This window comes from Vibrio sp. D54 (genome assembly GCF_021728075.1).
GTDB lineage: Bacteria > Pseudomonadota > Gammaproteobacteria > Enterobacterales > Vibrionaceae > Vibrio > Vibrio alginolyticus.
In genome coordinates, this window is record NZ_JAKKCS010000007.1 from 162811 (window position 1) to 185274 (window position 22464).

Below are 22464 nucleotides of genomic sequence, written 5' to 3' on the forward strand. Positions count from 1 at the left end.
AACTTCTTGAACCATCTGAGAACACGTTTTAAGTCATGTCTCTGCCTGTTATCGATCCTAAACAACCATTTCAACCAGAGTTTGCGCCTTTAATTAGGGAAGTCACCGCTTGTCTCAAAGGTGGACTGGGGCAAAACTTACACAGCGTTTATGTATACGGTAGTGTTGCTCGTAAAACAGCGATCGCAGGAAGGTCGAACTTAGACCTGGTTGTCGTTACTCAATCATCCTTTGAGCACAATCGCGCGACTTTGCTCAACACAATTAAGTGGCGTGCGCAGCAGAGTTACCCTCACGTTAATGGTGTATCGGTCCGTACAGCCTTAGTGAGCGAAGTAGCTAATTTAGACAGTATTTTCACTTGGGGCTTTATGCTTAAGCATTGCTGTGTCTGTGTTTATGGTGATGATCTAGCAGACTGTTTTGGTGATTACGTCCCAAGTTGGGAAATTGCTAAGCACTGGAATATGGATGTGGAAGATTGGATTACGGCTTATCGCAAAAAAATCGTACAAGCGAAGACGATAGAAGAGCAGGTGGCCGCCCAGCGCGTGATTGCTAAAAAGTTACTAAGAGCGTCATACTCTTTGGTGATGTATCGAGATAAACGTTGGTTTGATGACCCCGTAGAGTGTGGCAAGGTATTCTTAACTTATCATCCTGAAAAGCAGCTTGAGATCGAGCGGCTAGAAATTTTACTTTCTGGCCGGGGGATTCCCAAGCGTTCTGTTATCGGGCTAATTGATGCGTTTGGTGATTGGTTAGTCAAACAGTACCAGAAAACAGAGTTTCGTATCGGCTAAAACAACCCCATTTGTGGCGCTGAAAGCCTGTCAAAGTCCGTCCCAATGAAAGGGAGAATCGCATCTGCAACGGGTTTGAGTTGTTTATCAATGTAATGTTGATAATCAATCGGGCTATTGAGGTACTCATAAGGTTCAGGGCCGTTCACGGTAATAATGTATTCAATTCGTCCTTTGTTTTGATACTGTAATGGGCGGCCAAGCTTGGCATTTATCTCATCCGCTAAACGAGCTGCACGCACTTGTGGCGGGACGTTCTTCTGATACTCATGCAGTTTTCTGCGCAGTCGCTTTTGATACACCAACTGTTCATCAAATTCACCGTTGTTAGTTTTCTCAACCATCTCTCGGACATAGTCGCTTGGATCTTCACCATGGAAAATCATGCTATAGAGTGTATTTTGAAATTTCTGTGCTAACGAGGTCCAGTCAGTACGGGCACTTTCTAACCCTTTAAATACAATCCGTTCTTGCTCTCCTTCACCGATTAAACCCGCATAGCGCTTTTTCGAGCCAGTTTCTGCGCCACGAATCGTTGGCATAAGGAATCTGCGATAATGGGTTTCATACTCGATTTCCAACATAGATGTTAGGTTGTACTCAGAACGCAGGTGTTCTTGCCACCAAGAGTTGATGTAATCAACTAATTGATTTCCAACAGCGTCAGCTTCTACTTGACTGTATGGTCGATTCAACGACACGAATGTGGAATCCGTATCGCCGTAAATCACTTGATATCCTTGCTCCTCAATCAGCACCTTAGTTTGCTTCATGATTTCATGTCCGCGCATGGTAATACTAGAAGCTAACCGAGTATCAAAGAAACGACATCCCGATGAGCCCAGTACGCCATAAAAGGAGTTCATGATGATTTTGATTGCCTGAGAAAAAGCTTTTTCATTGTTCTTCTTTGCAACATCACGTGCTGCCCAAAGCTTTTCAATCATTTCTGGTAAAAAGTGTTTCGTACGATGGAACTGCCCACCGCGAAAGCCAGGTACAGCCTGATTTTCTTCTTTTCCAATATCGAGCAATAACCCTTCAACTAAACCCATAGGATCAATCAAGAAAGAGCGAATAATCGATGGATATAGACTCTTAAAATCCAATACTAAAACAGAATCATATAGGTTAGGGATGGAATCCATCACGTAACCTCCGGGGCTGGCAATCCAATTTTCAGGGTGTAGGTTTGGGGCAACGTAGCCTGCTCGGTGTATCTGAGGCATGTATAGGTTTGTGAATGCTGCAACCGAACCGCCGACACGATCCAGTTCGACACCAGTGAGACGAGAGCGCTCTATTGCAAAGTCAAGCAGGTGAGTGTGATTGAAAATCTTATTCACTAACACGCAGTCTTGTAAATTATATTTAGCCAGCGATGGTTTGTCGGAGCGGTACATACGATTGATCTCATCCATGCGGTCATGCACGTTGTGGATTTCTTTACCTTCCCCCAAGAGTTCTTGAGATACAGACTCTAATGACCAAGATCGAAAGTGGTAAGTCGCCGTTTTTAGCGTATCGATACCATCCATCACAACTCGCCCGGGAATGGAGATAAACCCTTGTTGGCTTTGAGATGAACTTCTGAAAAAGCTGGCTTGGTCTGCTCTGCCAAGCATTAGCTTCATGTTGTGCCATTCTGCTCGTTTGTGTAGCAGACGAAAGTCAAAATCAATGACATTCCAACCGACAATGACATCGGGGTCGAATTTTTTAAACCAATCGATGAGTGCTTCTAGAAGCGCCTTTTCATCCTGGACCCATTGTATCGGTGTCTCCGAAGGTTCTGGTTCTCCGATCATGATAACGCGGGAATCCATGACGCTGTCTAATCCGATTGAGTAAAGAATGCCTTTCTCAGAGCATTCTAGATCTAACGAGACAACGTTTAACTTCGGCTCATATTGCCCCGCACGGCATTTTGCGCTCTGGACGCGTTGGTAGCCATTGGTGCGAGTCACATTGCCTGTAAACTCGATACTGCCTTTGATAAAACGCTCCATTAGGTAGCGATCGGCGAGGCGAATATCACTTTCATACGTAGTGATATCTTTTTGAGCGAATGTGTCTTTGAGTGCGAGAGCGTCTCTGGTTACATTGGTATAGCAGGCAGCAAGAGGCGTATGTTCAAACGTTTTGAGATCCAAAAGGCGGATGTCGACGAATATGTTTTTTTCTCGTGCGAGTGTCTTTGCTTGCTCTGAGTGTTTCTGAGCGATGAAAAATACTGGCTTCTCACCATTAATAAGTAACTGAGTAGGACCTGCTTCTGTCGAAAGCCACAGCTCGATTTGAGTTTGACCTTTGATGTCTCGTGCCTGTCGAGTTAGCAGGAAGCCTTGTTGAATATTCAAATGTGAGAAACCTTAGAAAACTTGAAGAACGTTAGTTTAACACTAAGAACTGTAAAAATAACCAGTAAAGAAAGCGTCTCAAATTTTTGCTGGAATTAGTGATTACAAGTTAGTCTTTGGTGCAAGAGGGACAGTGTCATTTTAAGTTATAGCGTGTTTCGCTGGGCAATATGAAACCTAGTTACTTGATTTATTGTACTTAATGTTGTTAATTGTCTTTTCTTAGATTTCGGTTCTGCTCATCACGCTCTAAAATAATAGAGTGGTTTATGAATAAGTTCTTGCTAAAGTTTGCGTTTCAGCACATATTCATAGAAAGCAATTTTTTGTCGATTACGTTAGTATATAGGCAGTCATACTGATATCCACATTTAACAAATAATGGTTATGTGGGTGCAGAACCAATACAAAGTGTGGAGATACAAGTTTGATAAATGTTTTCCTTGTAGATGATCACGAGCTGGTTCGCACAGGGATACGACGTATTATTGAAGACGTCCGTGGAATGAACGTAGCAGGAGAAGCTGACAGCGGTGAAGATGCAGTAAAATGGTGTCGCAGTAATCATGCTGACGTCGTTTTAATGGACATGAACATGCCAGGAATTGGCGGCTTGGAAGCCACTAAAAAAATTCTTCGCGTGAATCCTGATGTGAAAATCATCGTACTTACCGTTCATACAGAAAACCCGTTTCCAACCAAGGTGATGCAGGCAGGTGCGTCTGGTTATTTAACCAAAGGTGCTGGCCCTGACGAAATGGTGAATGCGATTCGTGTAGTTAATAGTGGGCAGCGTTACATCTCGCCAGAGATTGCGCAGCAGATGGCATTGAGTCAATTTTCTCCAGCCTCTGAGAACCCTTTTAAAGACTTATCCGAACGTGAATTGCAGATCATGCTTATGATCACCAAAGGCCAAAAGGTAACGGATATTTCTGAGCAACTTAATTTAAGTCCAAAGACAGTCAACAGCTATCGCTACCGACTCTTTAGTAAATTGGACATTAATGGTGACGTTGAGTTAACTCACTTAGCGATTCGCCACGGAATGCTGGACACCGAGACCCTTTAGCGTGAATCCTCCCTTCGATTCGGCTTCCTTTCTCAAGACAGTAACTCATCAGCCCGGCGTTTACAGAATGTACAACGCCGAAGCTGTTGTAATCTACGTAGGTAAAGCCAAAGACCTTAAAAAGCGCCTTTCAAGCTACTTTCGAAAAAAAGTAGACAGTGAGAAAACTCGCGCGCTTGTCAGTAATATCGCCAAAATAGACGTCACGGTGACTCACACTGAGACAGAAGCGCTGATCTTAGAGCATAACTACATCAAGCAGTATTTACCGAAATACAATGTGTTGCTGCGAGATGATAAGTCTTACCCTTATATCTTTATTAGCGGTCATAAGCACCCACGGCTTTCTATCCACCGTGGCGCCAAGAAGCGCAAAGGTGAATATTTTGGCCCCTACCCAGATTCTGGTGCAGTAAGAGAAACATTGCATTTGCTGCAAAAGATATTTCCTGTGCGCCAGTGTGAAGACACTGTCTATTCCAACCGAACGCGCCCATGTTTGATGTACCAAATTGGTCGTTGTGCAGGACCATGCGTTAATACCATCATTTCTGATGAAGAATATGCAGAGTTGGTTGGCTTTGTGCGCATGTTTTTGCAAGGCAAAGATCAGCAAGTACTCAAACAACTGATCGAGAAAATGGAAGTTGCCAGTCAGCAATTGCGCTTTGAAGATGCCGCTAAATTTCGCGATCAAATCCAAGCGATTAGGCGTGTTCAAGAACAGCAGTACGTCTCAGAAGACAGCATGGATGATATGGATGTACTCGGGTTTGCTCAGGAGAATGGTATCGCGTGTATCCATATCCTGATGATACGCCAAGGCAAAGTGCTTGGTAGCCGTAGCCATTTTCCGAAAATCCCACAAAATACAAGCCAGCAGGAAGTGTTCGATAGTTTTCTGACTCAATACTATTTGAGCCATAACGAAGCACGTACAATTCCTTCTCGTATTATTTTGAATCAAGAGTTGGCAGAAGATATTGCGCCAATACAGAAAGCGTTAAGTGAAGTGGCAGGCCGTAAGGTTCATTTTCATACGTCGCCAACTGGCTCTCGAGCAAGGTATCTCAAGCTTTCGAACACGAATGCACTAACGGCGATTACCACCAAAATCAATCACAAGATGACGATTAATCAGCGTTTTCATGCGCTTCGCGAAACATTGAAGTTGGAGTCTATAGCTCGAATGGAATGTTTTGATATCTCCCATACGATGGGGGAAAGCACGATTGCGTCATGTGTGGTGTTCAACAACGAAGGCCCCGTAAAGCAAGAGTATCGTCGCTACAACATTACTGGGATTACCGGTGGTGATGATTACGCAGCAATGGGACAAGCGTTGGAGCGCCGTTATTCGAAGCAATTGGATGTAGAGAAAATTCCCGACATCATCTTTATCGATGGTGGTAAAGGCCAGTTAAATCGTGCGCATGACATCATTTCGCAGTACTGGGGGGATTGGCCAAAGCGTCCTATCATGATTGGTATTGCAAAAGGCGTTACTCGCAAACCAGGTTTAGAAACGCTGATTACAGTCGATGGGGACGAGTTTCATTTACCAAGCGATGCTCCTGCGCTGCATCTTATTCAACATATTCGTGATGAAAGCCATAACCATGCTATAGCGGGGCACCGTGCTAAGCGAGGTAAAACCAGACGTACGAGTGCACTCGAAGGGATTGAGGGAATCGGCCCTAAACGACGTCAGGCGTTACTCAAGTACATGGGTGGGTTACAAGAACTTAAACGTGCAAGTGTCGAAGAAATCGCCAAAGTACCGGGAATAAGTCACTCTTTAGCAGAAATTATTTTCCAAGCATTGAAACAATAAGGAAAATCGCGCAACATTAAGCCGCAATGTGTAAGAGAATAATAAAATGCGTTTGAATATCCCGAACATTCTGTCTCTTCTTAGACTGTTCCTAATCCCTGTTTTTGTGGTTGTCTTTTATCTACCTTATTCATGGGCACCGTTTGCAGCAGCAATGGTGTTTTGGGTAGCGGGTTTTACTGACTGGCTTGACGGCATGTTGGCCCGTAAACTTGGCCAAACTTCTCGTTTTGGCGCGTTTATTGATCCTGTCGCTGATAAAGTGCTAGTAGCAACGGCATTGATTCTAATCACGGAACATTATCATTCAATTTGGGTGACCATTCCTGCGGTAACGATGATTGCGCGAGAAATCATTATCTCAGCATTGCGAGAATGGATGGCTGAAATCGGTAAGCGAGCGAGTGTTGCGGTATCTTGGGTTGGCAAAGTAAAAACTGTTTCGCAAATGTTCGCCTTATGGGTGTTGATATGGCGTTACGATGAATGGATGGTTTGGCTAGGCTTTGCGGCCTTGTATGTGGCAACTTTCTTGACATATTGGTCAATGATTCAATATTTAGCTGCTGCGAAAGACGATCTGTTGAATGAAGAGCACCATTAAATTCTGATGTTAGAAAGCAGGCTTAGTAGCCTGCTTTTTTGTATCTAAGGCAATCTACAGCATTTTTTGCTTCTCTCGCTTTTCAATGCTTGTTAACGGCCATGCTTGCAATTTGTATCTGGGGCTTTTGCTTCGATAGAGTTCCATTTGTGATCTAAGTCTTGTTTTTGTCCTTGGAGAGTCTTAGAGAGGCGAGTCTTCTGATTATTAATACTTCAATGCACGCAACGCACGGCCAGCAGTGTAAGGCGTAGCCAAAGTTTTATGATAAACAAGTGTATTTAAGCGATTTTTAGTATTAAAACTAAGCAATCCATCGTCTTTCGCACAAATTCTAGTCAAACGATTTAAAAAAATAAAAATAGTGTTGACTCGATCGCTCGAATCCGTAGAATGCATCCCGTACCCAAGAGAGCACGGCTCGAAAGGGTGGTGAAAAAGCTTAGCTTTATTCACAAATGAGGCGCCTTGGCAGAGTGGCTATGCAGCGGATTGCAAATCCGTGGACCTCGGTTCGACTCCGGGAGGCGCCTCCATTATTCTTTTGAGAGCGAATGGCTTTCGAGAAAAAATGCGACACTAGCTCAGTTGGTAGAGCGCAACCTTGCCAAGGTTGAGGTCACGAGTTCGAACCTCGTGTGTCGCTCCAAATTTTATTGATATGGCATTTAGCGGTATCAGATGGTGTTTTACTTTTCTGTAAAGGCATCACAAAGAATATTTGTGTGCCCTGGTGGTGGAATTGGTAGACACAAGGGATTTAAAATCCCTCGACGTTCGCGTTGTGCCGGTTCAAGTCCGGCCCGGGGCACCATCTCATATTAAATGCGACACTAGCTCAGTTGGTAGAGCGCAACCTTGCCAAGGTTGAGGTCACGAGTTCGAACCTCGTGTGTCGCTCCAGATTTAAGGCCTAACATGAAAATGTTAGGCCTTTTTCATATTTTTTGAAAATCTCAAACTTCTTTTCTGTCACAGACTTCGTTAAGTAACGAACCCTTTGTCTCATTGACTCAAGTGATTGTTAATTCTGCCATTGCAAAACATCTTAGCTATTCCTACTAGTCTATGTTTAAACCATCACTTGTGGTGAATAACCACTCTTACTCCAGGCAAAGCTGTGACGAGAATGCTATCTTTTTAAATGTTCCGGATATAGAAAGGAATGTTTTACGATTAAGCAGCACAACCTTAAACCTCTGTTAGATGAGGTGATGATATCTCAAGAATATTTGTTTAAATAACAGCTGTTTGAGAGAAGCAGAAAAGCATAGCTCATGAATATGAACATGCGAGTTGCGATGGGGTATGTTTTGTTGTGATTTACATCACTGTTACTAATATGAAAAATCGTTGCCAGAAGATTTTATTTTGTGATAAATTCGCGCGCAATCTCGGAGCGTAATTAACAACGTTTGATCTCTGGGGGATACGCGTAGTGACCATTCAAGCTGATTGTGACACTGCGTAGGGTAGGTATCGGCAAAGCCTTTTGTCGATAGACGGGATACTAATGCTGTAAACGCGGCATATTAATGGGAAACCCAACATTGAAACCTTTGAATAAACACACACTAATCAGCTTCATACTGCCGAAATGTCCTGTTTTACAAAACGGGTGCATTACAGAACCTTGATTAATCCCTTTTACATATAAAGTCGCGAGTATCGTGGCGGATGATCTGTATTTGTCATTTATGCACTGACAAATGCGGAGGGGTATTCACACCTCCTGTAATTTCGTTCTAATGATTATTAATACAGGATACAGAATTATTATAATTCAAGGGATTATGTAGTATGAGCACTGCCTTTGAAGTCGATAGCAATATCGCAAACATTTTTTCGTCTCAGGTTCCTATCGTTGAGGGAACGTATGACTTAACGCCAGATCAAGTATTGATTGATCAGGCTGAGCATGAATCTGAAGTACGTTCTTATCCACGTCGTTTGCCGATCGCAATTAAACAAGCCTTTGGGTGCTTGGTTGAAGATACGCGTGGACAGATCTTTCTAGACTGCCTTGCGGGGGCAGGCACTCTAGCTTTGGGGTATAACCATCCTGAAATAAACCAAGCTCTGAAAGAGCAATTAGATTCAGGACTGCCATATCAGACGCTAGATATTGCAACATCAGCAAAAACGACGTTTATTCAATCTGTTAAGTCTTTTCTTCCTCAAGAGTTAAGCGAGAACAGCGTTATCCAATTTTGTGGCCCGTCTGGAGCTGATGCGGTTGAAGCTGCTATCAAGCTCGCGAAACAGACTACCGGTCGCAACACTATGTTTGCCTTCCGCGGCGCATACCATGGTATGACTAATGGTACGATGGGGATGATGGGTAACTTAGGCACGAAAGCTCGTCGAACTGGTTTGATGTCGGATGTGCACTTTATGCCTTTCCCATACAACCTGCGTTGTCCTTTTGGGCTTGGCGGTGATGAAGGTGCGAAAGCAAGTATTCGCTATATCGATCGTCTTTTAAACGATGATGAGTCAGGCATTATGAAGCCTGCCGCGATTATCGTGGAGCCAGTGCAAGGTGAGGGTGGTGTTGTTCCTGCGCCAGCATTCTGGCTACGAGAGTTACGTCGTATTTGTGATGAACACGGTATCTTACTGATCTTCGATGAGATCCAGTGTGGTGTTGGTAAAACTGGCTACAATTTCGCGTTCGAAGAGTCGGGCATTGTTCCAGATATTCTGTGTTTATCAAAAGCAATTGGTGGTGGATTACCAATGTCGCTATTGGTTATCAACAAGCAACATGATACATGGAAGCCGGGCGAGCACACAGGTACATTTCGTGGTAACCAGTTAGCCATGGTCTCTGGTGCGAAAGCATTAGAAATTATCCAACGTGATAATCTTGTTGAGCATGCCAATATTGCGGGTCAGTACTTGCGCTACGGCCTTGAAAGTATTCAAAAGCGTGTGAACTGTATCGCAGAGGTTCGTGGCAAAGGTTTGATGCTAGGCGTGGAGATTAAAACTCCAAACGGTGAGCTCAATAAATTTGGTGAACCTCAAGCGGATAGTGAACTCACACTTTCTATTCAACGCGCAGCACTCGAGCGTGGCTTGATCGTTGAGAAAGGTGGACGCGAAGGCGCAGTAATTCGTTTCCTTCCTCCTCTTATCATCTCGTTTGAGCAAATCGACTTTGCTTTACGTGTATTTGAAGACGCGATTTTAGCCGCTGGCGGTAGTCACATCGAAATTCAGCCACAAGATGAATGGAAGAAGCATTTCATCCACACTGGAGAGATGGGCAGCAATGAATTTGCTTCGGTGATGAATCACACTACTACGGCAATGAAGTCAGTGTTTGAACAAGTGACTGCACCGTATTCAGGTATGGATCCAAAAGCATTGGAAGCAGCGATTCACGACGTTGATCTTGATAATGGAAATGCGCCTCTTAAAACCGTTATCGACGATGCTGCTGAGCTGGTCGCGAAAAACGCAATTTTTACTCAACATCCAGATTGTATTGCTCACCTGCATACTCCACCTTTGATGCCAGCGATTGCGGCAGAGGCAATGATTGCGGCTTTGAACCAGTCGATGGACTCATGGGATCAAGCTTCATCAGCGACTTATGTTGAACAGAAAGTTGTGAACTGGCTATGCGATAAATATGAGTTAGGTGAAAAAGCGGACGGTATCTTCACGAGCGGCGGCACGCAAAGTAACCAAATGGGCTTGATGTTAGCGCGTGACTGGATTGCTGACAAACTCAGTGCACACTCAATTCAAAAGCTTGGCCTTCCTGAATACGCAGACAAGCTACGTATTGTATGTTCAAAAAAATCCCACTTCACGGTTCAAAAATCAGCGTCTTGGATGGGGCTGGGTGAAAAAGCGGTCATGACTGTCGATGCTAATGCCGATGGAACGATGGATGTCACTAAATTAGACGAAGTTCTCAATCAGGCCAAAGCAGAAGGTTTGATCCCATTTGCCATTGTTGGCACAGCGGGCACAACGGACCACGGTGCTATTGATGACTTAGACTTTATCGCCGATATGGCAGCGAAACATGACATGTGGATGCACGTCGACGGTGCATACGGTGGAGCTCTGATTCTAAGTAGCCAAAAAGCGCGTCTGAAAGGTTGTGAGCGTGCACATTCCATCAGCGTAGACTTCCATAAGCTGTTTTACCAAACCATCAGTTGTGGTGCGCTATTGGTAAATGACAAGTCTAACTTTAAATTCCTGCTTCACCATGCAGACTATTTGAACCGCGAACACGACGAACTACCGAACTTGGTGGATAAGTCTATTGCGACAACTAAGCGTTTTGATGCGCTCAAAGTGTTTATGACGATGCAAAGCGTAGGGCCAAAAGCCCTAGGCGATATGTATGATCATTTGCTTGAGCAGACGCTTGAAGTGGCGGACATGATTCGAGAAACCAAACACTTTGAGTTGTTGGCTGAACCATCACTATCTACGGTTCTGTTCCGCGCGACAAATGAATCAGCGGATCTTGATGAACTGAACAAAACGTTGCGCTTAGAAGCGTTAACACGCGGTATTGCGGTATTGGGTGAAACCATTGTCGACGATAAAACTGCATTGAAATTTACGATTTTGAACCCGTGTCTGACGACGGCGGACTTTGAATCTTTGCTCTCAAAAATCAATACGCTAGCGGCAGAGCTAGTTTAACAAAGGTAACGGAAAACTATGGCAATTCTACAGATTGGTGCAGGCGGCGTTGGCTGGGTAGTTGCACATAAAGCAGCACAAAACAACGACGTTCTGGGTGATATCACAATCGCATCACGTACCGTAGGTAAGTGTGAGAAAATCATCGAATCGATTCAGAAGAAAAACAATCTGAAAGATTCAACTAAGAAATTAGAAGCGCGAGCGGTAAACGCGGACGACGTAGATTCTTTAGTTGCTTTAATTAAAGAAGTACAACCTGACTTAGTGATCAACGCAGGTCCTCCTTGGGTGAACATGTCTATTATGGAAGCATGTTACCAAGCTAAAGTGTCATACCTTGATACATCTGTTGCGGTTGATTTGTGCTCTGAAGGCCAACAAGTACCTCAAGCTTACGATTGGCAGTGGGGTTACCGTGAGAAGTTTGAAGAAGCCGGCATTACAGGTATTCTTGGTGCTGGTTTCGATCCGGGCGTAGTATCGGTGTTTGCCGCATACGCAGTGAAGCATCTGTTCGATGAAATCGATACTATCGACGTAATGGATGTAAACGCAGGCGACCACGGTAAGAAGTTCGCAACTAACTTTGATCCAGAAACGAACATGCTTGAGATTCAAGGCGATTCGTTCTACTGGGAAAACGGCGAGTGGAAACAAGTACCTTGTCACTCACGTATGCTTGAGTTTGAATTCCCGAATTGTGGTTCACACAAAGTGTACTCAATGGCGCACGACGAAGTTCGATCTATGCAAGAGTTCATCCCGGCGAAACGCATCGAATTCTGGATGGGCTTTGGTGACCGTTACCTAAACTACTTCAATGTGATGCGCGACATCGGTCTACTCAGCCCAGATCCACTAACGCTTCACGACGGTACGGTTGTTCAACCTTTGCACGTGCTAAAAGCACTACTACCAGATCCAACATCACTCGCACCAGGCTACACTGGCCTAACGTGTATCGGTACTTGGGTTCAAGGTAAGAAAGATGGTAAAGAGCGCAGTGTATTTATTTACAACAACGCTGATCACGAAGTCGCATACGAAGATGTTGAACACCAAGCTATCTCATACACCACTGGCGTACCAGCGATCACTGCGGCTTTGCAGTTCTTCCGTGGCAAGTGGGCAGACAAAGGCGTGTTCAACATGGAACAACTAGATCCAGACCCATTCCTAGAAACCATGCCATCTATTGGTCTAGATTGGCATGTTCAAGAACTGGAGCCAGGACAACCTGTTATCCATAAATTGAAGTAAGAATTTAGCGACTCTTATTTGTACGTTTAAGCCGATGCACTTGCGTCGGCTTTGTTCGATTTTATAGTGCCTTTGCTAAGGCGAAGGGACGTAAGGTATCAAAATGCAACAAAACGAACTAAAAACGCCATACTTCATGATCAATGAAGACAAGCTGATTGAGAACCTAGAGAAAGCAAAACAGCTAAAAGACATCTCTGGTGTGAAGCTTGTATTAGCACTGAAGTGCTTCTCAACATGGGGTGTATTCGACATCATCAAGCCTTACCTAGACGGAACAACAAGTTCTGGCCCGTTTGAAGTGAAGCTTGGCTACGAAACGTTCGGTGGTGAGACACACGCATACAGTGTGGGTTACAGCGAAGATGACGTTCGCGATGTGGCGGACATCTGTGACAAGATGATCTTTAACTCTCAGTCACAGCTAGCGGCTTATCGTCATATTGTCGAAGGCAAAGCATCGATTGGCTTGCGCCTAAACCCAGGTGTGAGCTATGCAGGGCAAGACTTAGCAAACCCAGCGCGTCAATTCTCTCGTCTTGGTGTTCAGGCTGATCACATCAAACCGGAAATTTTTGATGGTATTGATGGCGTAATGTTCCACATGAACTGTGAGAACAAAGACGTGGATGCGTTTATCGGCTTACTCGATGCTATTTCAGATCAGTTTGGCGAGTACCTAGATAAGCTGGACTGGGTAAGCATGGGCGGCGGCGTGTTCTTCACATGGCCGGGGTACGATATCGAGAAGTTAGGGTTAGCACTTAAAGCGTTCTCAGAGAAACACGGCGTACAAATGTATTTAGAGCCGGGTGAAGCGATAATTACTAAGACAACTGATCTCGTTGTAACAGTGGTTGATATTGTAGAGAACGTAAAGAAGACGGCGATTGTCGATTCAGCCACAGAAGCTCACCGCTTAGATACGTTGATCTACAATGAGCCAGCGTCAATTCTTGAAGCATCTGAAAATGGTGAACATGAGTATGTGATCGGCTCGTGCTCTTGTTTGGCTGGTGACCAGTTCTGCGTGGCGAACTTCGAACAGCCTCTAGAGATAGGACAGCGTCTGCATATTCTAGATAGTGCCGGTTACACCATGGTGAAACTGAACTGGTTTAACGGTCTACGTATGCCGTCGGTCTACTGTGAACGCTCGAATGGTGACATTCAAAAACTGAATGAATTTGACTACTCTGATTTCAAACGTTCACTGTCTCAGTGGTCAGTGAAATAAAACGTATTGAGTATTAGAACGACAAAGAGCAGCTGAATTGCTGCTCTTTTTATTGGGGAAGCGTTAAAGGTATGCAGTTAGCTTTCTACAATTACACGAGTGTCTTCACTCAGAGATTCTAACTCATTGGCTATGTCTTCAATTTCTAGCTCGCTAGGTAGTTTTATCGCCATTTTAGCGCTGAATAAGCTAGAGCTTACCCCTCCGCCTCCAGCAATGAATACACGCTGACAATCCATATCTAAAATTGAGATACCTTGATTATCGAGAACGTGAGTAATTTCATTCACAATACCCGCTCTATCGTTGGCATCTAAACGAAGTTGGAAGATAGTGTCTTCACGATATGAGTGAGGCTCAGAGTCGACGAACCTAACAACAAGAGTCTGACAAGAAGAGAACGCTTGTTTAACGATGTCGACATTTTCTCTTGGAAGCTCTACTTTGATGACACCTGCAACTTGGTCTTCGATAAAGTTTACTTTGCTGATCAGCCATTTCCCGCCGTTTTCGTGTGTGATTGCAGCGAGCTCTTTAATCGTGGCGGGTGACGCTTGTCCGACAAAATTAACAATAAATACGGTGTTCATAATGTCCCCTCCTGGAATCAAGGTTTGGACGCAGTACGAATAAACGTGCTACTTAAGTTATTGGAATAAATCCTTTTATTTAGTGTAGGTGCTAAGGGCAGGTAATGTTTGATGAAAGTCAATTTTTAACACTAATTCGTGATGCAAATAATTAAAACAATGTTCAGAGCACAAAAAAAGCAGCCATCGTAAGGCTGCTTTTTACCGAGTATCAACTTAGGATTAGAAGGTTACTTTTAACTCGACACCATAAAATTGACTGTCATAGTTTGCGCCTGCGTCCATGGCGAATTTTGCAACATCTTGGTTTCCAAACCAAGGTGATGAATTGAATTGTAGTTCTGCACTACCGCCCCATGCATCAGTTACCCAATAATGAATATGTCCAACAGGGTTTAAGAAGAAGAGCGAAACATCACCTGCGGTTTCAGAGCCCATAACTTCGCCGCCGTTTGCAATAATGTCTTGCTCAGCCGTTAACATCATTTCACCAACAACAGCACCAAAGAATGGTGTGATAAAAATATCCTGCCAAGATGGTACTTCTGCGAACGCCTCCACGCCATACTCCCAAAAGAACGTCGACATAGTTGCGGAGTACAAAAACGACTGAAATTCATTATAGCCAGCGTGACGTGCTGCCGTGTAGTAAACGCCGCCAAAATATGGGTGCATGATGTAGTTGAGGACATGTTCATCGCGATCCCAAACGGGGCCGTCAGAGACATTATCTTTCCACTTTTGCCCCAACTTACTCATGTCCCGGTCTTCTTCGTCCCATTTGGTGATACTTTCTGGAAGAAAAGTCATCATGCCTACGGTCGCGATACTGAGACCTAGAATGGTGTAGGTTTGACCCATCAGATAATCCCAGTCTTTATCTTGAGGGATGATGAGATGTTTAGGCTGAAGCCCTGCGTCAAGGTTTAGCGAATCATCATTATTCTGTTCATACATAACACCGCGATTTTGAGCCTCGAAGGTGTACAGAGTCGTCGTTTCGCAGTAACCTGACAAGCAATCAGGTGTGTAAGAAAACTCTGTATGACGGCTTAGGTCATAGTGACTTGCGTGCGCAAGCGCTGACGAAGCCAAGCAAAGGCCTGTTAGAGTCGTCTTGAACATGGATGATTTTGACACAAAGGTCTCCGAGTTAATGGTGTATGTTCGGGCTCGTAATTATCCCTCAAAACATCAATCATTTAAACACTTGACCCTTATTTAGTCCCAACAAACCTCGGCGAGATTTGTCCAAATAAAAAGAAAAATAAGCGCTATAACGAAAATAGGATTGTGCTTACGTTCAGGAGTCAGTTGTGAAAATAGCAATGCTTAGTACTGGTGAGGAAGTCCTCCACGGTGATATTGTTGATACTAATGCGGCATGGTTGTCTAGCCTGTTTTATCAACATGGATTTGGCTTAACAAAGCGCTCAACGGTTGGCGATAGCCTATCGAGTTTGGTTGAAGAGTTTTTAATGCTCAGCTTTAACAACGATGTGGTTATTGTTAATGGTGGTTTAGGCCCTACAACGGATGACATGAGTGCTGCCGCCGCCGCGAGAGCCGCCGATTGTAAACTGGTGCTATTCAAAGAGTGGTTGCAGCATCTAGAAAGTTTGTATGCTCGACGTGGCATCCCTATGCCGGACAGTAATTTAAAGCAAGCAATGCTGCCAGAAACGGCAGAGATATTGGACAACCCGATAGGCACTGCTTGCGGTTTCAAAATGCTGATTAATGATGCCATTTTTTATTTCACACCGGGTGTACCAAGTGAATTTAAGCTCATGGCAGAGACGCAAATTCTTCCCGATCTGAGAAGAGTGTTTCCCGATGTGCAAGGTTCATGTTGTAGCCGAATCTACACGTTTGGTCTATCTGAATCCGGTATTTCAGATAAGCTAGATCAGCTAAAACTTCCTCAAGGCTATGAGCTAGGGTATCGCTCTTACTTGCCTTTTATTGAAGTGAAACTTTTTGGTCCTTCAGATCAGCTTGAACAGCGTTTGAAACTCGTACAGATAATTAATAAACACCTTGAGAGTAATACCGTTAGTATTGATTTACCTATGGTTGAAAATGTCGGCCAGTTGTTGGTCGATAAAGGACTAACAGTGTCGACCTCCGAAAAAAGTAGCGGAGGATACTTAACGTACTGGCTAAACGGTGATGAAAACGCTGAAAAGCAACTAGGGCATGGTTGGATACTACCGAGCCTGACTCAAGCGATGGCCAACAGCGGAGATCCATTAGCAGAGACGTTTGCTCTGGCTGGCGCTACGCGAGATAAGTGTGGGACGGATTTATCACTCGTTACTGGCCATATTGAAGAGGGTGTTTTTTCCGTCGCTTTATCGACACCGTCAGGCGAGTGGGGAGCATTATATAAACTCTCGAAAAAGTATCAGCGCAATGATCAAGTTAAAGTGATCAGCACGGCAGCACTAGACTTGTTGCGTCGCTACCTAGAACGTAAACCGATGTTTGCGCATTATGCATTTTTAGAGAAAGTTAAAGAGATGCACCTCCCGAGCAGTGCTTTATAACCAAAGCTCTATACAGTAGTCTGAGAGACAAAACACAGAGACAAAAAAGCCAAGGTGATTACCTTGGCTTTTGCATTTTATACCGTCGAGTCAACGTTATGCGCGCTGCTTTTCTTTCATCGCGTAGTTAACGCCGCTAAGTGACAAATCTGATTTTGCTTTACAGATACAAGGTAATATTTCATCACTTTGTGTGTAAGCCATGGCAAAACCAACATACTCCACTTCACCAGACTCCAATTTGCAGCGACAGGCGCCGCAGTGCCCATCACGGCAGTTGTATTCTGGTAATAGGCCAGCTTGCTCCATTGTTTCCAAAATCGTATTGGAAGGGTTGGATTCAATGCTGATCAGTTTGTTGATTTTGAGTGTTGCCATTACAGCTCGAATCCTTCGAAGTCATCTGCGCGAACTTCATTGTCAATTTGACCCACAAGGTAAGAAGAGATTTCTGCTTCTTGAGGCGCAACTTGAACGTTATCTGAAGACAACCAAGCGTTAATCCATGGAATTGGGTTAGTTGTTGCTTCTGGATACGCTGCTGGTAGACCTACCGCTTGCATACGAATATTTGTGATGTATTCAACGTATTGGCTTAGGATGTCTTTGTTTAGACCGATCATAGAGCCATCTTTGAATAGATACTCTGCCCACTCTTTTTCTTGCTCAGCCGCTTCTTTGAATAGGTCAAAACAGTCCTGTTTTGCCTCTTCTGCGATTTGCATGAAAGTGAAGTCATCTTGACCGTTACGTAGCAGGTTGATCATGTGCTGCGTGCCGTTTAAGTGAAGTGCTTCGTCACGAGCGATCAGCTTGATGATTTTCGCGTTACCTTCCATTAGTTCGCGTTCTGCGAAAGCGAAAGAACATGCGAAACTGACGTAAAAACGAATAGCTTCTAATGCGTTAACAGACATCAAACAGATGTACAGCTTCTTCTTAAGATCGTACAGACTAACCTTAACCGTTTCACCGTTAAGGACATGCTCACCTTCACCGTAGCGATGGTAATCATTCGTCGCTTGAATCAAATCGTCGTAGTAGTGCGCGATGTCTTTTGCACGCTTCAGAATGTGCTCGTTCTCAACGATATCATCAAACACTACAGCAGGATCGTTCACGATGTTACGAATAATGTGTGTGTAAGAACGAGAGTGAATCGTTTCAGAGAAAGACCAAGTCTCAATCCAAGTCTCTAGTTCTGGTAGAGACACAAGCGGCAGCAGTGCCACGTTAGGGCTGCGGCCTTGGATAGAGTCAAGAAGCGTTTGGTACTTCAAGTTAGAGATGAAGATGTGCTTCTCGTGATCTGGCAGTTTGTTGTAATCGATACGGTCGCTAGATACGTCTACTTCTTCTGGACGCCAGAAGAAAGAAAGTTGTTTCTCGATAAGTTTTTCGAAAATCTCAAACTTTTGTTGGTCGTAACGTGCAACGTTTACTGATTGACCTAGGAACATTGGTTCCTTCAATTGGTCATTCTTTTTTTGGTTAAAAGTACTGTAAGCCATAATGCCTCAATTCCTTTTAAACCTCCCCGTAAGGGGGAGGTTATCGATAGTCTGTCTTTACGGGTTCGCTAGGTACGGGAAGATTAAATCTTACAACCGCCGCCAGCACAATCGTCATCTTGTGGTTGAACAGCGTCTTTCTGTTCATCTTTCGCGCCATCACGAGTGTTGTGGTAGTAAAGCGTTTTCACACCAAACTTATACGCTGTTAGCAGGTCTTGAAGTAGTTTCTTCATTGGAACCTTGCCAGTCTCGTAACGTGACGGGTCGTAGTTAGTATTAGCAGAGATAGCTTGGTCAACAAACTTCTGCATAATACCCACAAGGTGTAGATAACCGTCGTTCGAACCGATATTCCAAAGCAGTTCATAGCTGTCTTTAAGTTCTGTGAACTCTGGTACAACTTGCTTCAGGATACCGTCTTTCGAAGCTTTTACTGAAACGTAACCACGTGGTGGCTCAATACCGTTAGTTGCGTTTGAAATCTGAGAAGAAGTCTCAGAAGGCATTAGCGCAGTCAGTGTTGAGTTACGTAGGCCGTGCTCCATAATTTCTTTACGTAGGCTGTCCCAGTCGTAGTGCAGCGCTTCGTCACAAATTAGGTCGATATCTTTCTTATACGTATCAATCGGCAGTAAGCCTTTCGCGTAGTTCGTCTCGTCGAATGAAGGACACTTACCTTGTTCTTTCGCCAGTGCTACAGATGCTTTCAATAGGTAGTACTGCATTGCTTCGAACGTACGGTGAGTTAGGCCGTTCGCGCTACTGTCAGAGTATTTCACGCCATTCTTCGCTAAGTAGTAAGCAAAGTTAATCACACCAACACCTAGCGTACGACGGTTCATAGTCGATTTGTATGCCGCTGGTAGAGGGTAATCTTGGTAATCAAGCAGTGCATCTAACGCACGAACAACAAGATCGGATAGCTCTTCGAAATCATCTAGAGACTTGATAGCACCTAAGTTGAATGCAGAAAGCGTACACAGTGCGATCTCGCCTGAGTCATCTTCAACGTTAGTTAATGGTTTCGTTGGCAGTGCGATTTCTAAACATAGGTTCGACTGACGAACTGGAGCGACTTCAGAATCAAATGGGCTGTGAGTATTACAGTGGTCCACGTTCTGGATGTAGATACGACCCGTTGATGCACGCTCTTGCATTAGCAGAGTGAACATTTCAATCGCTTTAACCGTTTCTTTCTTGATTGAAGGATCGTTCTCGTACTTCACGTATAGACGCTCAAACTCTTCTTGGTTTTCGAAGAATGCGTCGTACAGACCAGGTACATCAGATGGTGAGAATAGCGTAATATTGCCGCCTTCAACTAAACGTTGGTACATCAGTTTGTTTAACTGAACACCGTAGTCCATGTGACGAACACGGTTTTCTTCAACACCACGGTTGTTCTTAAGTACCATTAGTGAGCGTGCTTCACCGTGCCACATTGGGTAGAACACAGTAGCTGCGCCACCACGTACACCACCTTGTGAACAACATTTTACTGCTGTTTGGAAGTACTTGTAGAACGGAATACAACCAGTGTGGAATGCTTCACCACCGCGAATCTCTGAGCCTAATGCACGGATACGACCTGCGTTGATACCAATACCAGCGCGCTGAGATACATAACGAACAATTGAGCTTGCTGTTGCGTTAATAGAATCAAGACTGTCTCCACACTCGATCAGAACACATGAGCTGAACTGGCGAGTAGGGGTACGCACGCCAGACATAATTGGCGTAGGTAGAGAAATCTTAAATGTCGATGTCGCATCGTAGAAACGTTTGATGTAATCAAGACGTGTCGCTTTTGGATATTTCGCAAATAAGCACGCTGCTACAAGGATGTATAAGAACTGAGCACTTTCGTAAATTTGGCCCGTAACACGGTTCTGTACGAAGTACTTACCCTCTAGCTGCTTAACTGCCGCGTATGAGAAGTTTAGGTCGCGTTTATGGTCGAGGTACGCATCAAGTTCGTCGAGTTCTGCTTTTGTGTAGTCTTCTAGAATATGTTGATCGTACTTACCCATATCGACGAGGCGAGACACGTGATCATAAAGCGTTGGTGGCTCGTATTGGCCATACGCTTTTTTACGCAGATGGAATACCGCTAGGCGAGCAGCTAGGTATTGGTAATCCGGAGTCTCTTCAGAGATCAGGTCTGCCGCAGACTTGATGATTGTCTCGTGAATATCTGTCGTTGTGATGCCGTCGTAAAACTGGATGTGAGCGCGAAGTTCTACTTGAGAAACCGAAACATTATCTAGACCTTCTGCAGCCCAAGTGATAACGCGGTGGATTTTATCCAGATCGATACTTTCTTTACGGCCATCACGCTTGGTGACGGTAAGTTGTTGGTTCATTCTGCTTTATTTCCCTAAGAAAACTGATAAAAGCCGTATTTTTGTTTGTTTATGTGCAATATGAGTAAAGCTTGCGGCGGCTTTGTGATCAAAGTCTATCTATATATTGTCGCTTAAACACAACATATAGGGGTTCATTTGTTTGCGGGTTACAAGATAGTGCTATTACACTGATTTATCAAGGTACAGTTCGGGGATGACTTGTGGATAACTGACAAAATGAAAAAAATCAGTAAGTGAACACTAACCGATGAGAAAAGGGCAGACTTGAATGGTTAAAAGTACGGTTTCGAGATCGGTTTAGAAATAACCGCATGCAAAAATATTTTCCTTGATCTTTGGCCGTTTTTATCTACGAAAAATGGCTTGGTCAAAATGGAATCTAGAGCACGAATTTTAGCCATAAAAAGACAAAAAAAGCGGCAACTTTGTGCTACCGCTTCCGATTCATTTTCTTTAAAAAATGTCAATCACAAAACACATTTTTTAACGCAACAGCGTTCAGTATTTTTTAGTATGAACGATGTAGTTTACATCTACATTACGACCGAGTTTGTAGCTGTCATTTAGAGGGTTGTAATGAAGCCCAGTAATGCCCATTTCCGTCAGGTCAGTTTGGTCTATCATCTTCATCATTTCGGCTGGCTTGATAAACTTATCGTGCTCATGAGTGCCTTCAGGAACAATCTTAAGAAGCTTCTCAGCACCGACAATAGCAAATAAGTACGACTTAATGTTTCGGTTCAAAGTTGAGAAAAACACGTGACCACCGGGTTTGACTAGCGCAGCACAAGAGCGGATAACGGAGAGAGGATCTGGAACGTGTTCAAGCATCTCCATACAAGTCACGACATCGTAAGTTCCTGCGTTTTCTATAGCGTGGTCTTCTATTGTGCTCTGAATGTAGGTCAGTTGAGTGCCTGTTTCTAATGCATGTAGTCGCGCGACTTCTAATGGTTCTTTACCCATATCAAGCCCCGTCACAATAGCGCCTTCTTTTGCCATGCTTTCAGCAAGAATGCCACCACCACAGCCGACATCAAGTGTTCGCTTGCCAAACAAGCCATTTGCTTTTTCAAGTACATAGTTCAAACGAAGTGGGTTAATTTGATGAAGCGGCTTAAACTCGCCTTCTAAATCCCACCATCGAGAAGCCATGTCCTCGAATTTCTTAATTTCACTTGGGTCGACGTTTTGTGCTTTAGTCATAATTGGTTTTATTGCATTCAATCTGAGTCCTTTAGAGGGCGCCAGTATACTCCAACGTTTTACACCCAAACAACCTCGATGTGCTTAGTTAAGGGACAATGACAGAGTTCACTGGCGCGGCAATCGAGACAGGTGCCTGTAATTTGTAAAGCGCTAACTATTGTTTTGCTTCATCCTTGAACTGGTGCCAGTGACAATAACTCTAAAACCTGCATTTTCGCGTTGTGTGGTTAAAGGAATTTACCTCGCTTTTCCGCGTAAAGGGTCCGATTTTGCTCAATATTGACCGAAATATAACCACTAATCAGAAAGATATGGGATGAGTGTGCAAATTCTCGACACTTGATTCATAACCAAGCTCACAACCTGATAAAAGGAGAGGGAAAGTG

General features: G+C 44.1%; 15 protein-coding genes and 4 tRNA genes. 12 read left to right on the plus strand and 7 right to left on the minus strand.

Going from position 1 to position 22464, the window contains the following annotated elements:
* Positions 1–35 precede the first annotated feature (35 nt).
* Positions 36–803 carry a nucleotidyltransferase domain-containing protein gene (locus L3V37_RS11940; protein ID WP_237306387.1) on the plus strand — a complete coding sequence of 256 codons (768 nt, stop codon included), beginning with the start codon at positions 36–38 and terminating at the stop codon, positions 801–803.
* Here the strand turns inward: L3V37_RS11940 and L3V37_RS11945 are convergent.
* Positions 800–3163, minus strand: coding sequence for a DNA polymerase II (locus tag L3V37_RS11945; protein WP_237306388.1), 2364 nt, complete (start codon positions 3161–3163; stop codon positions 800–802). The genes L3V37_RS11940 and L3V37_RS11945 overlap by 4 nt on opposite strands.
* Positions 3164–3590: 427 nt before the next feature.
* Here L3V37_RS11945 and uvrY point away from each other — a divergent pair, with 427 nt between their 5' ends.
* From uvrY to nspC, 10 genes are all read left to right on the plus strand, one after another.
* On the plus strand, positions 3591–4235 hold the full coding sequence (gene uvrY / locus L3V37_RS11950; RefSeq protein ID WP_005386783.1) for a UvrY/SirA/GacA family response regulator transcription factor: 645 nt from the start codon (positions 3591–3593) through the stop codon (positions 4233–4235).
* A gap of 1 nt (position 4236) precedes the next feature.
* Positions 4237–6069 (plus strand): excinuclease ABC subunit UvrC, encoded by a 1833-nt coding sequence (gene uvrC / locus L3V37_RS11955; protein ID WP_080773718.1) that lies wholly within the window; start codon positions 4237–4239, stop codon positions 6067–6069.
* A gap of 46 nt (positions 6070–6115) precedes the next feature.
* Positions 6116–6673, plus strand: coding sequence for a CDP-diacylglycerol--glycerol-3-phosphate 3-phosphatidyltransferase (gene pgsA / locus L3V37_RS11960; protein ID WP_005394805.1), 558 nt, complete (start codon positions 6116–6118; stop codon positions 6671–6673).
* Between the two features lie 462 nt (positions 6674–7135).
* A tRNA-Cys gene (locus L3V37_RS11965) sits at positions 7136–7209 on the plus strand.
* Between the two features lie 37 nt (positions 7210–7246).
* A tRNA-Gly gene (locus tag L3V37_RS11970) sits at positions 7247–7322 on the plus strand.
* 78 nt (positions 7323–7400) lie between these two features.
* Positions 7401–7487, plus strand: a tRNA-Leu gene (locus tag L3V37_RS11975).
* A 13-nt stretch (positions 7488–7500) separates the two neighbouring features.
* Positions 7501–7576: transfer RNA gene (locus L3V37_RS11980), tRNA-Gly, on the plus strand.
* 897 nt (positions 7577–8473) lie between these two features.
* The gene (locus L3V37_RS11985) at positions 8474–11350 is read left to right on the plus strand and encodes a pyridoxal phosphate-dependent class III aminotransferase (protein ID WP_225477560.1); all 2877 of its coding nucleotides are present in this window, start codon (positions 8474–8476) and stop codon (positions 11348–11350) included.
* Positions 11351–11368: 18 nt separating this feature from the next.
* Complete coding sequence (locus L3V37_RS11990; protein ID WP_012841628.1) at positions 11369–12613, plus strand: carboxynorspermidine synthase; 1245 nt, start codon at positions 11369–11371, stop codon at positions 12611–12613.
* A 103-nt stretch (positions 12614–12716) separates the two neighbouring features.
* Entirely contained in the window at positions 12717–13850 is a 1134-nt protein-coding gene (nspC, locus tag L3V37_RS11995) for a carboxynorspermidine decarboxylase (RefSeq protein ID WP_025767273.1), read from the plus strand.
* A gap of 77 nt (positions 13851–13927) precedes the next feature.
* Here nspC and L3V37_RS12000 read toward each other — a convergent pair whose 3' ends face one another.
* Positions 13928–14440 (minus strand): glycine cleavage system protein R, encoded by a 513-nt coding sequence (locus L3V37_RS12000; protein ID WP_017636131.1) that lies wholly within the window; start codon positions 14438–14440, stop codon positions 13928–13930.
* 222 nt (positions 14441–14662) lie between these two features.
* Positions 14663–15565, minus strand: a complete 903-nt coding sequence (locus L3V37_RS12005; RefSeq protein ID WP_005376815.1) for a DUF3943 domain-containing protein — start codon at positions 15563–15565, stop codon at positions 14663–14665.
* 191 nt (positions 15566–15756) lie between these two features.
* Here L3V37_RS12005 and L3V37_RS12010 point away from each other — a divergent pair, with 191 nt between their 5' ends.
* The gene (locus L3V37_RS12010; protein ID WP_213894021.1) at positions 15757–16989 is read left to right on the plus strand and encodes a CinA family nicotinamide mononucleotide deamidase-related protein; all 1233 of its coding nucleotides are present in this window, start codon (positions 15757–15759) and stop codon (positions 16987–16989) included.
* A gap of 96 nt (positions 16990–17085) precedes the next feature.
* Here L3V37_RS12010 and yfaE read toward each other — a convergent pair whose 3' ends face one another.
* The 4 genes from yfaE to ubiG all read right to left on the minus strand — a co-directional run bounded on the left by yfaE (position 17086) and on the right by ubiG (position 22075).
* Entirely contained in the window at positions 17086–17367 is a 282-nt protein-coding gene (gene yfaE / locus L3V37_RS12015) for a class I ribonucleotide reductase maintenance protein YfaE (RefSeq protein WP_005376817.1), read from the minus strand.
* Positions 17367–18500 carry a class Ia ribonucleoside-diphosphate reductase subunit beta gene (nrdB, locus tag L3V37_RS12020; RefSeq protein WP_005376818.1) on the minus strand — a complete coding sequence of 378 codons (1134 nt, stop codon included), beginning with the start codon at positions 18498–18500 and terminating at the stop codon, positions 17367–17369. The genes yfaE and nrdB overlap by 1 nt, the downstream gene beginning before the upstream one ends.
* An 83-nt stretch (positions 18501–18583) precedes the next feature.
* Positions 18584–20866: a class 1a ribonucleoside-diphosphate reductase subunit alpha gene (gene nrdA, locus L3V37_RS12025; RefSeq protein WP_237306389.1), complete on the minus strand. Its 2283-nt coding sequence runs from the start codon at positions 20864–20866 to the stop codon at positions 18584–18586.
* Between the two features lie 501 nt (positions 20867–21367).
* Complete coding sequence (ubiG, locus tag L3V37_RS12030) at positions 21368–22075, minus strand: bifunctional 2-polyprenyl-6-hydroxyphenol methylase/3-demethylubiquinol 3-O-methyltransferase UbiG (RefSeq protein WP_017636129.1); 708 nt, start codon at positions 22073–22075, stop codon at positions 21368–21370.
* Positions 22076–22464: the final 389 nt, after the last annotated feature.

What these genes read in the sequence shown, in the direction of transcription:
- L3V37_RS11940 (WP_237306387.1), top strand. Translation starts at nt 36, where the DNA reads ATGTCTCTGCCTGTTATCGATCCTAAACAACCATTTCAACCAGAGTTT.
- pgsA (WP_005394805.1), top strand. Translation starts at nt 6,116, where the DNA reads ATGCGTTTGAATATCCCGAACATTCTGTCTCTTCTTAGACTGTTCCTA.
- L3V37_RS11985 (WP_225477560.1), top strand. Translation starts at nt 8,474, where the DNA reads ATGAGCACTGCCTTTGAAGTCGATAGCAATATCGCAAACATTTTTTCG.
- L3V37_RS11990 (WP_012841628.1), top strand. Translation starts at nt 11,369, where the DNA reads ATGGCAATTCTACAGATTGGTGCAGGCGGCGTTGGCTGGGTAGTTGCA.
- nspC (WP_025767273.1), top strand. Translation starts at nt 12,717, where the DNA reads ATGCAACAAAACGAACTAAAAACGCCATACTTCATGATCAATGAAGAC.
- L3V37_RS12000 (WP_017636131.1), bottom strand. Translation starts at nt 14,440, where the DNA reads ATGAACACCGTATTTATTGTTAATTTTGTCGGACAAGCGTCACCCGCC.
- L3V37_RS12005 (WP_005376815.1), bottom strand. Translation starts at nt 15,565, where the DNA reads ATGTTCAAGACGACTCTAACAGGCCTTTGCTTGGCTTCGTCAGCGCTT.
- yfaE (WP_005376817.1), bottom strand. Translation starts at nt 17,367, where the DNA reads ATGGCAACACTCAAAATCAACAAACTGATCAGCATTGAATCCAACCCT.
- nrdB (WP_005376818.1), bottom strand. Translation starts at nt 18,500, where the DNA reads ATGGCTTACAGTACTTTTAACCAAAAAAAGAATGACCAATTGAAGGAA.
- nrdA (WP_237306389.1), bottom strand. Translation starts at nt 20,866, where the DNA reads ATGAACCAACAACTTACCGTCACCAAGCGTGATGGCCGTAAAGAAAGT.
- ubiG (WP_017636129.1), bottom strand. Translation starts at nt 22,075, where the DNA reads ATGACTAAAGCACAAAACGTCGACCCAAGTGAAATTAAGAAATTCGAG.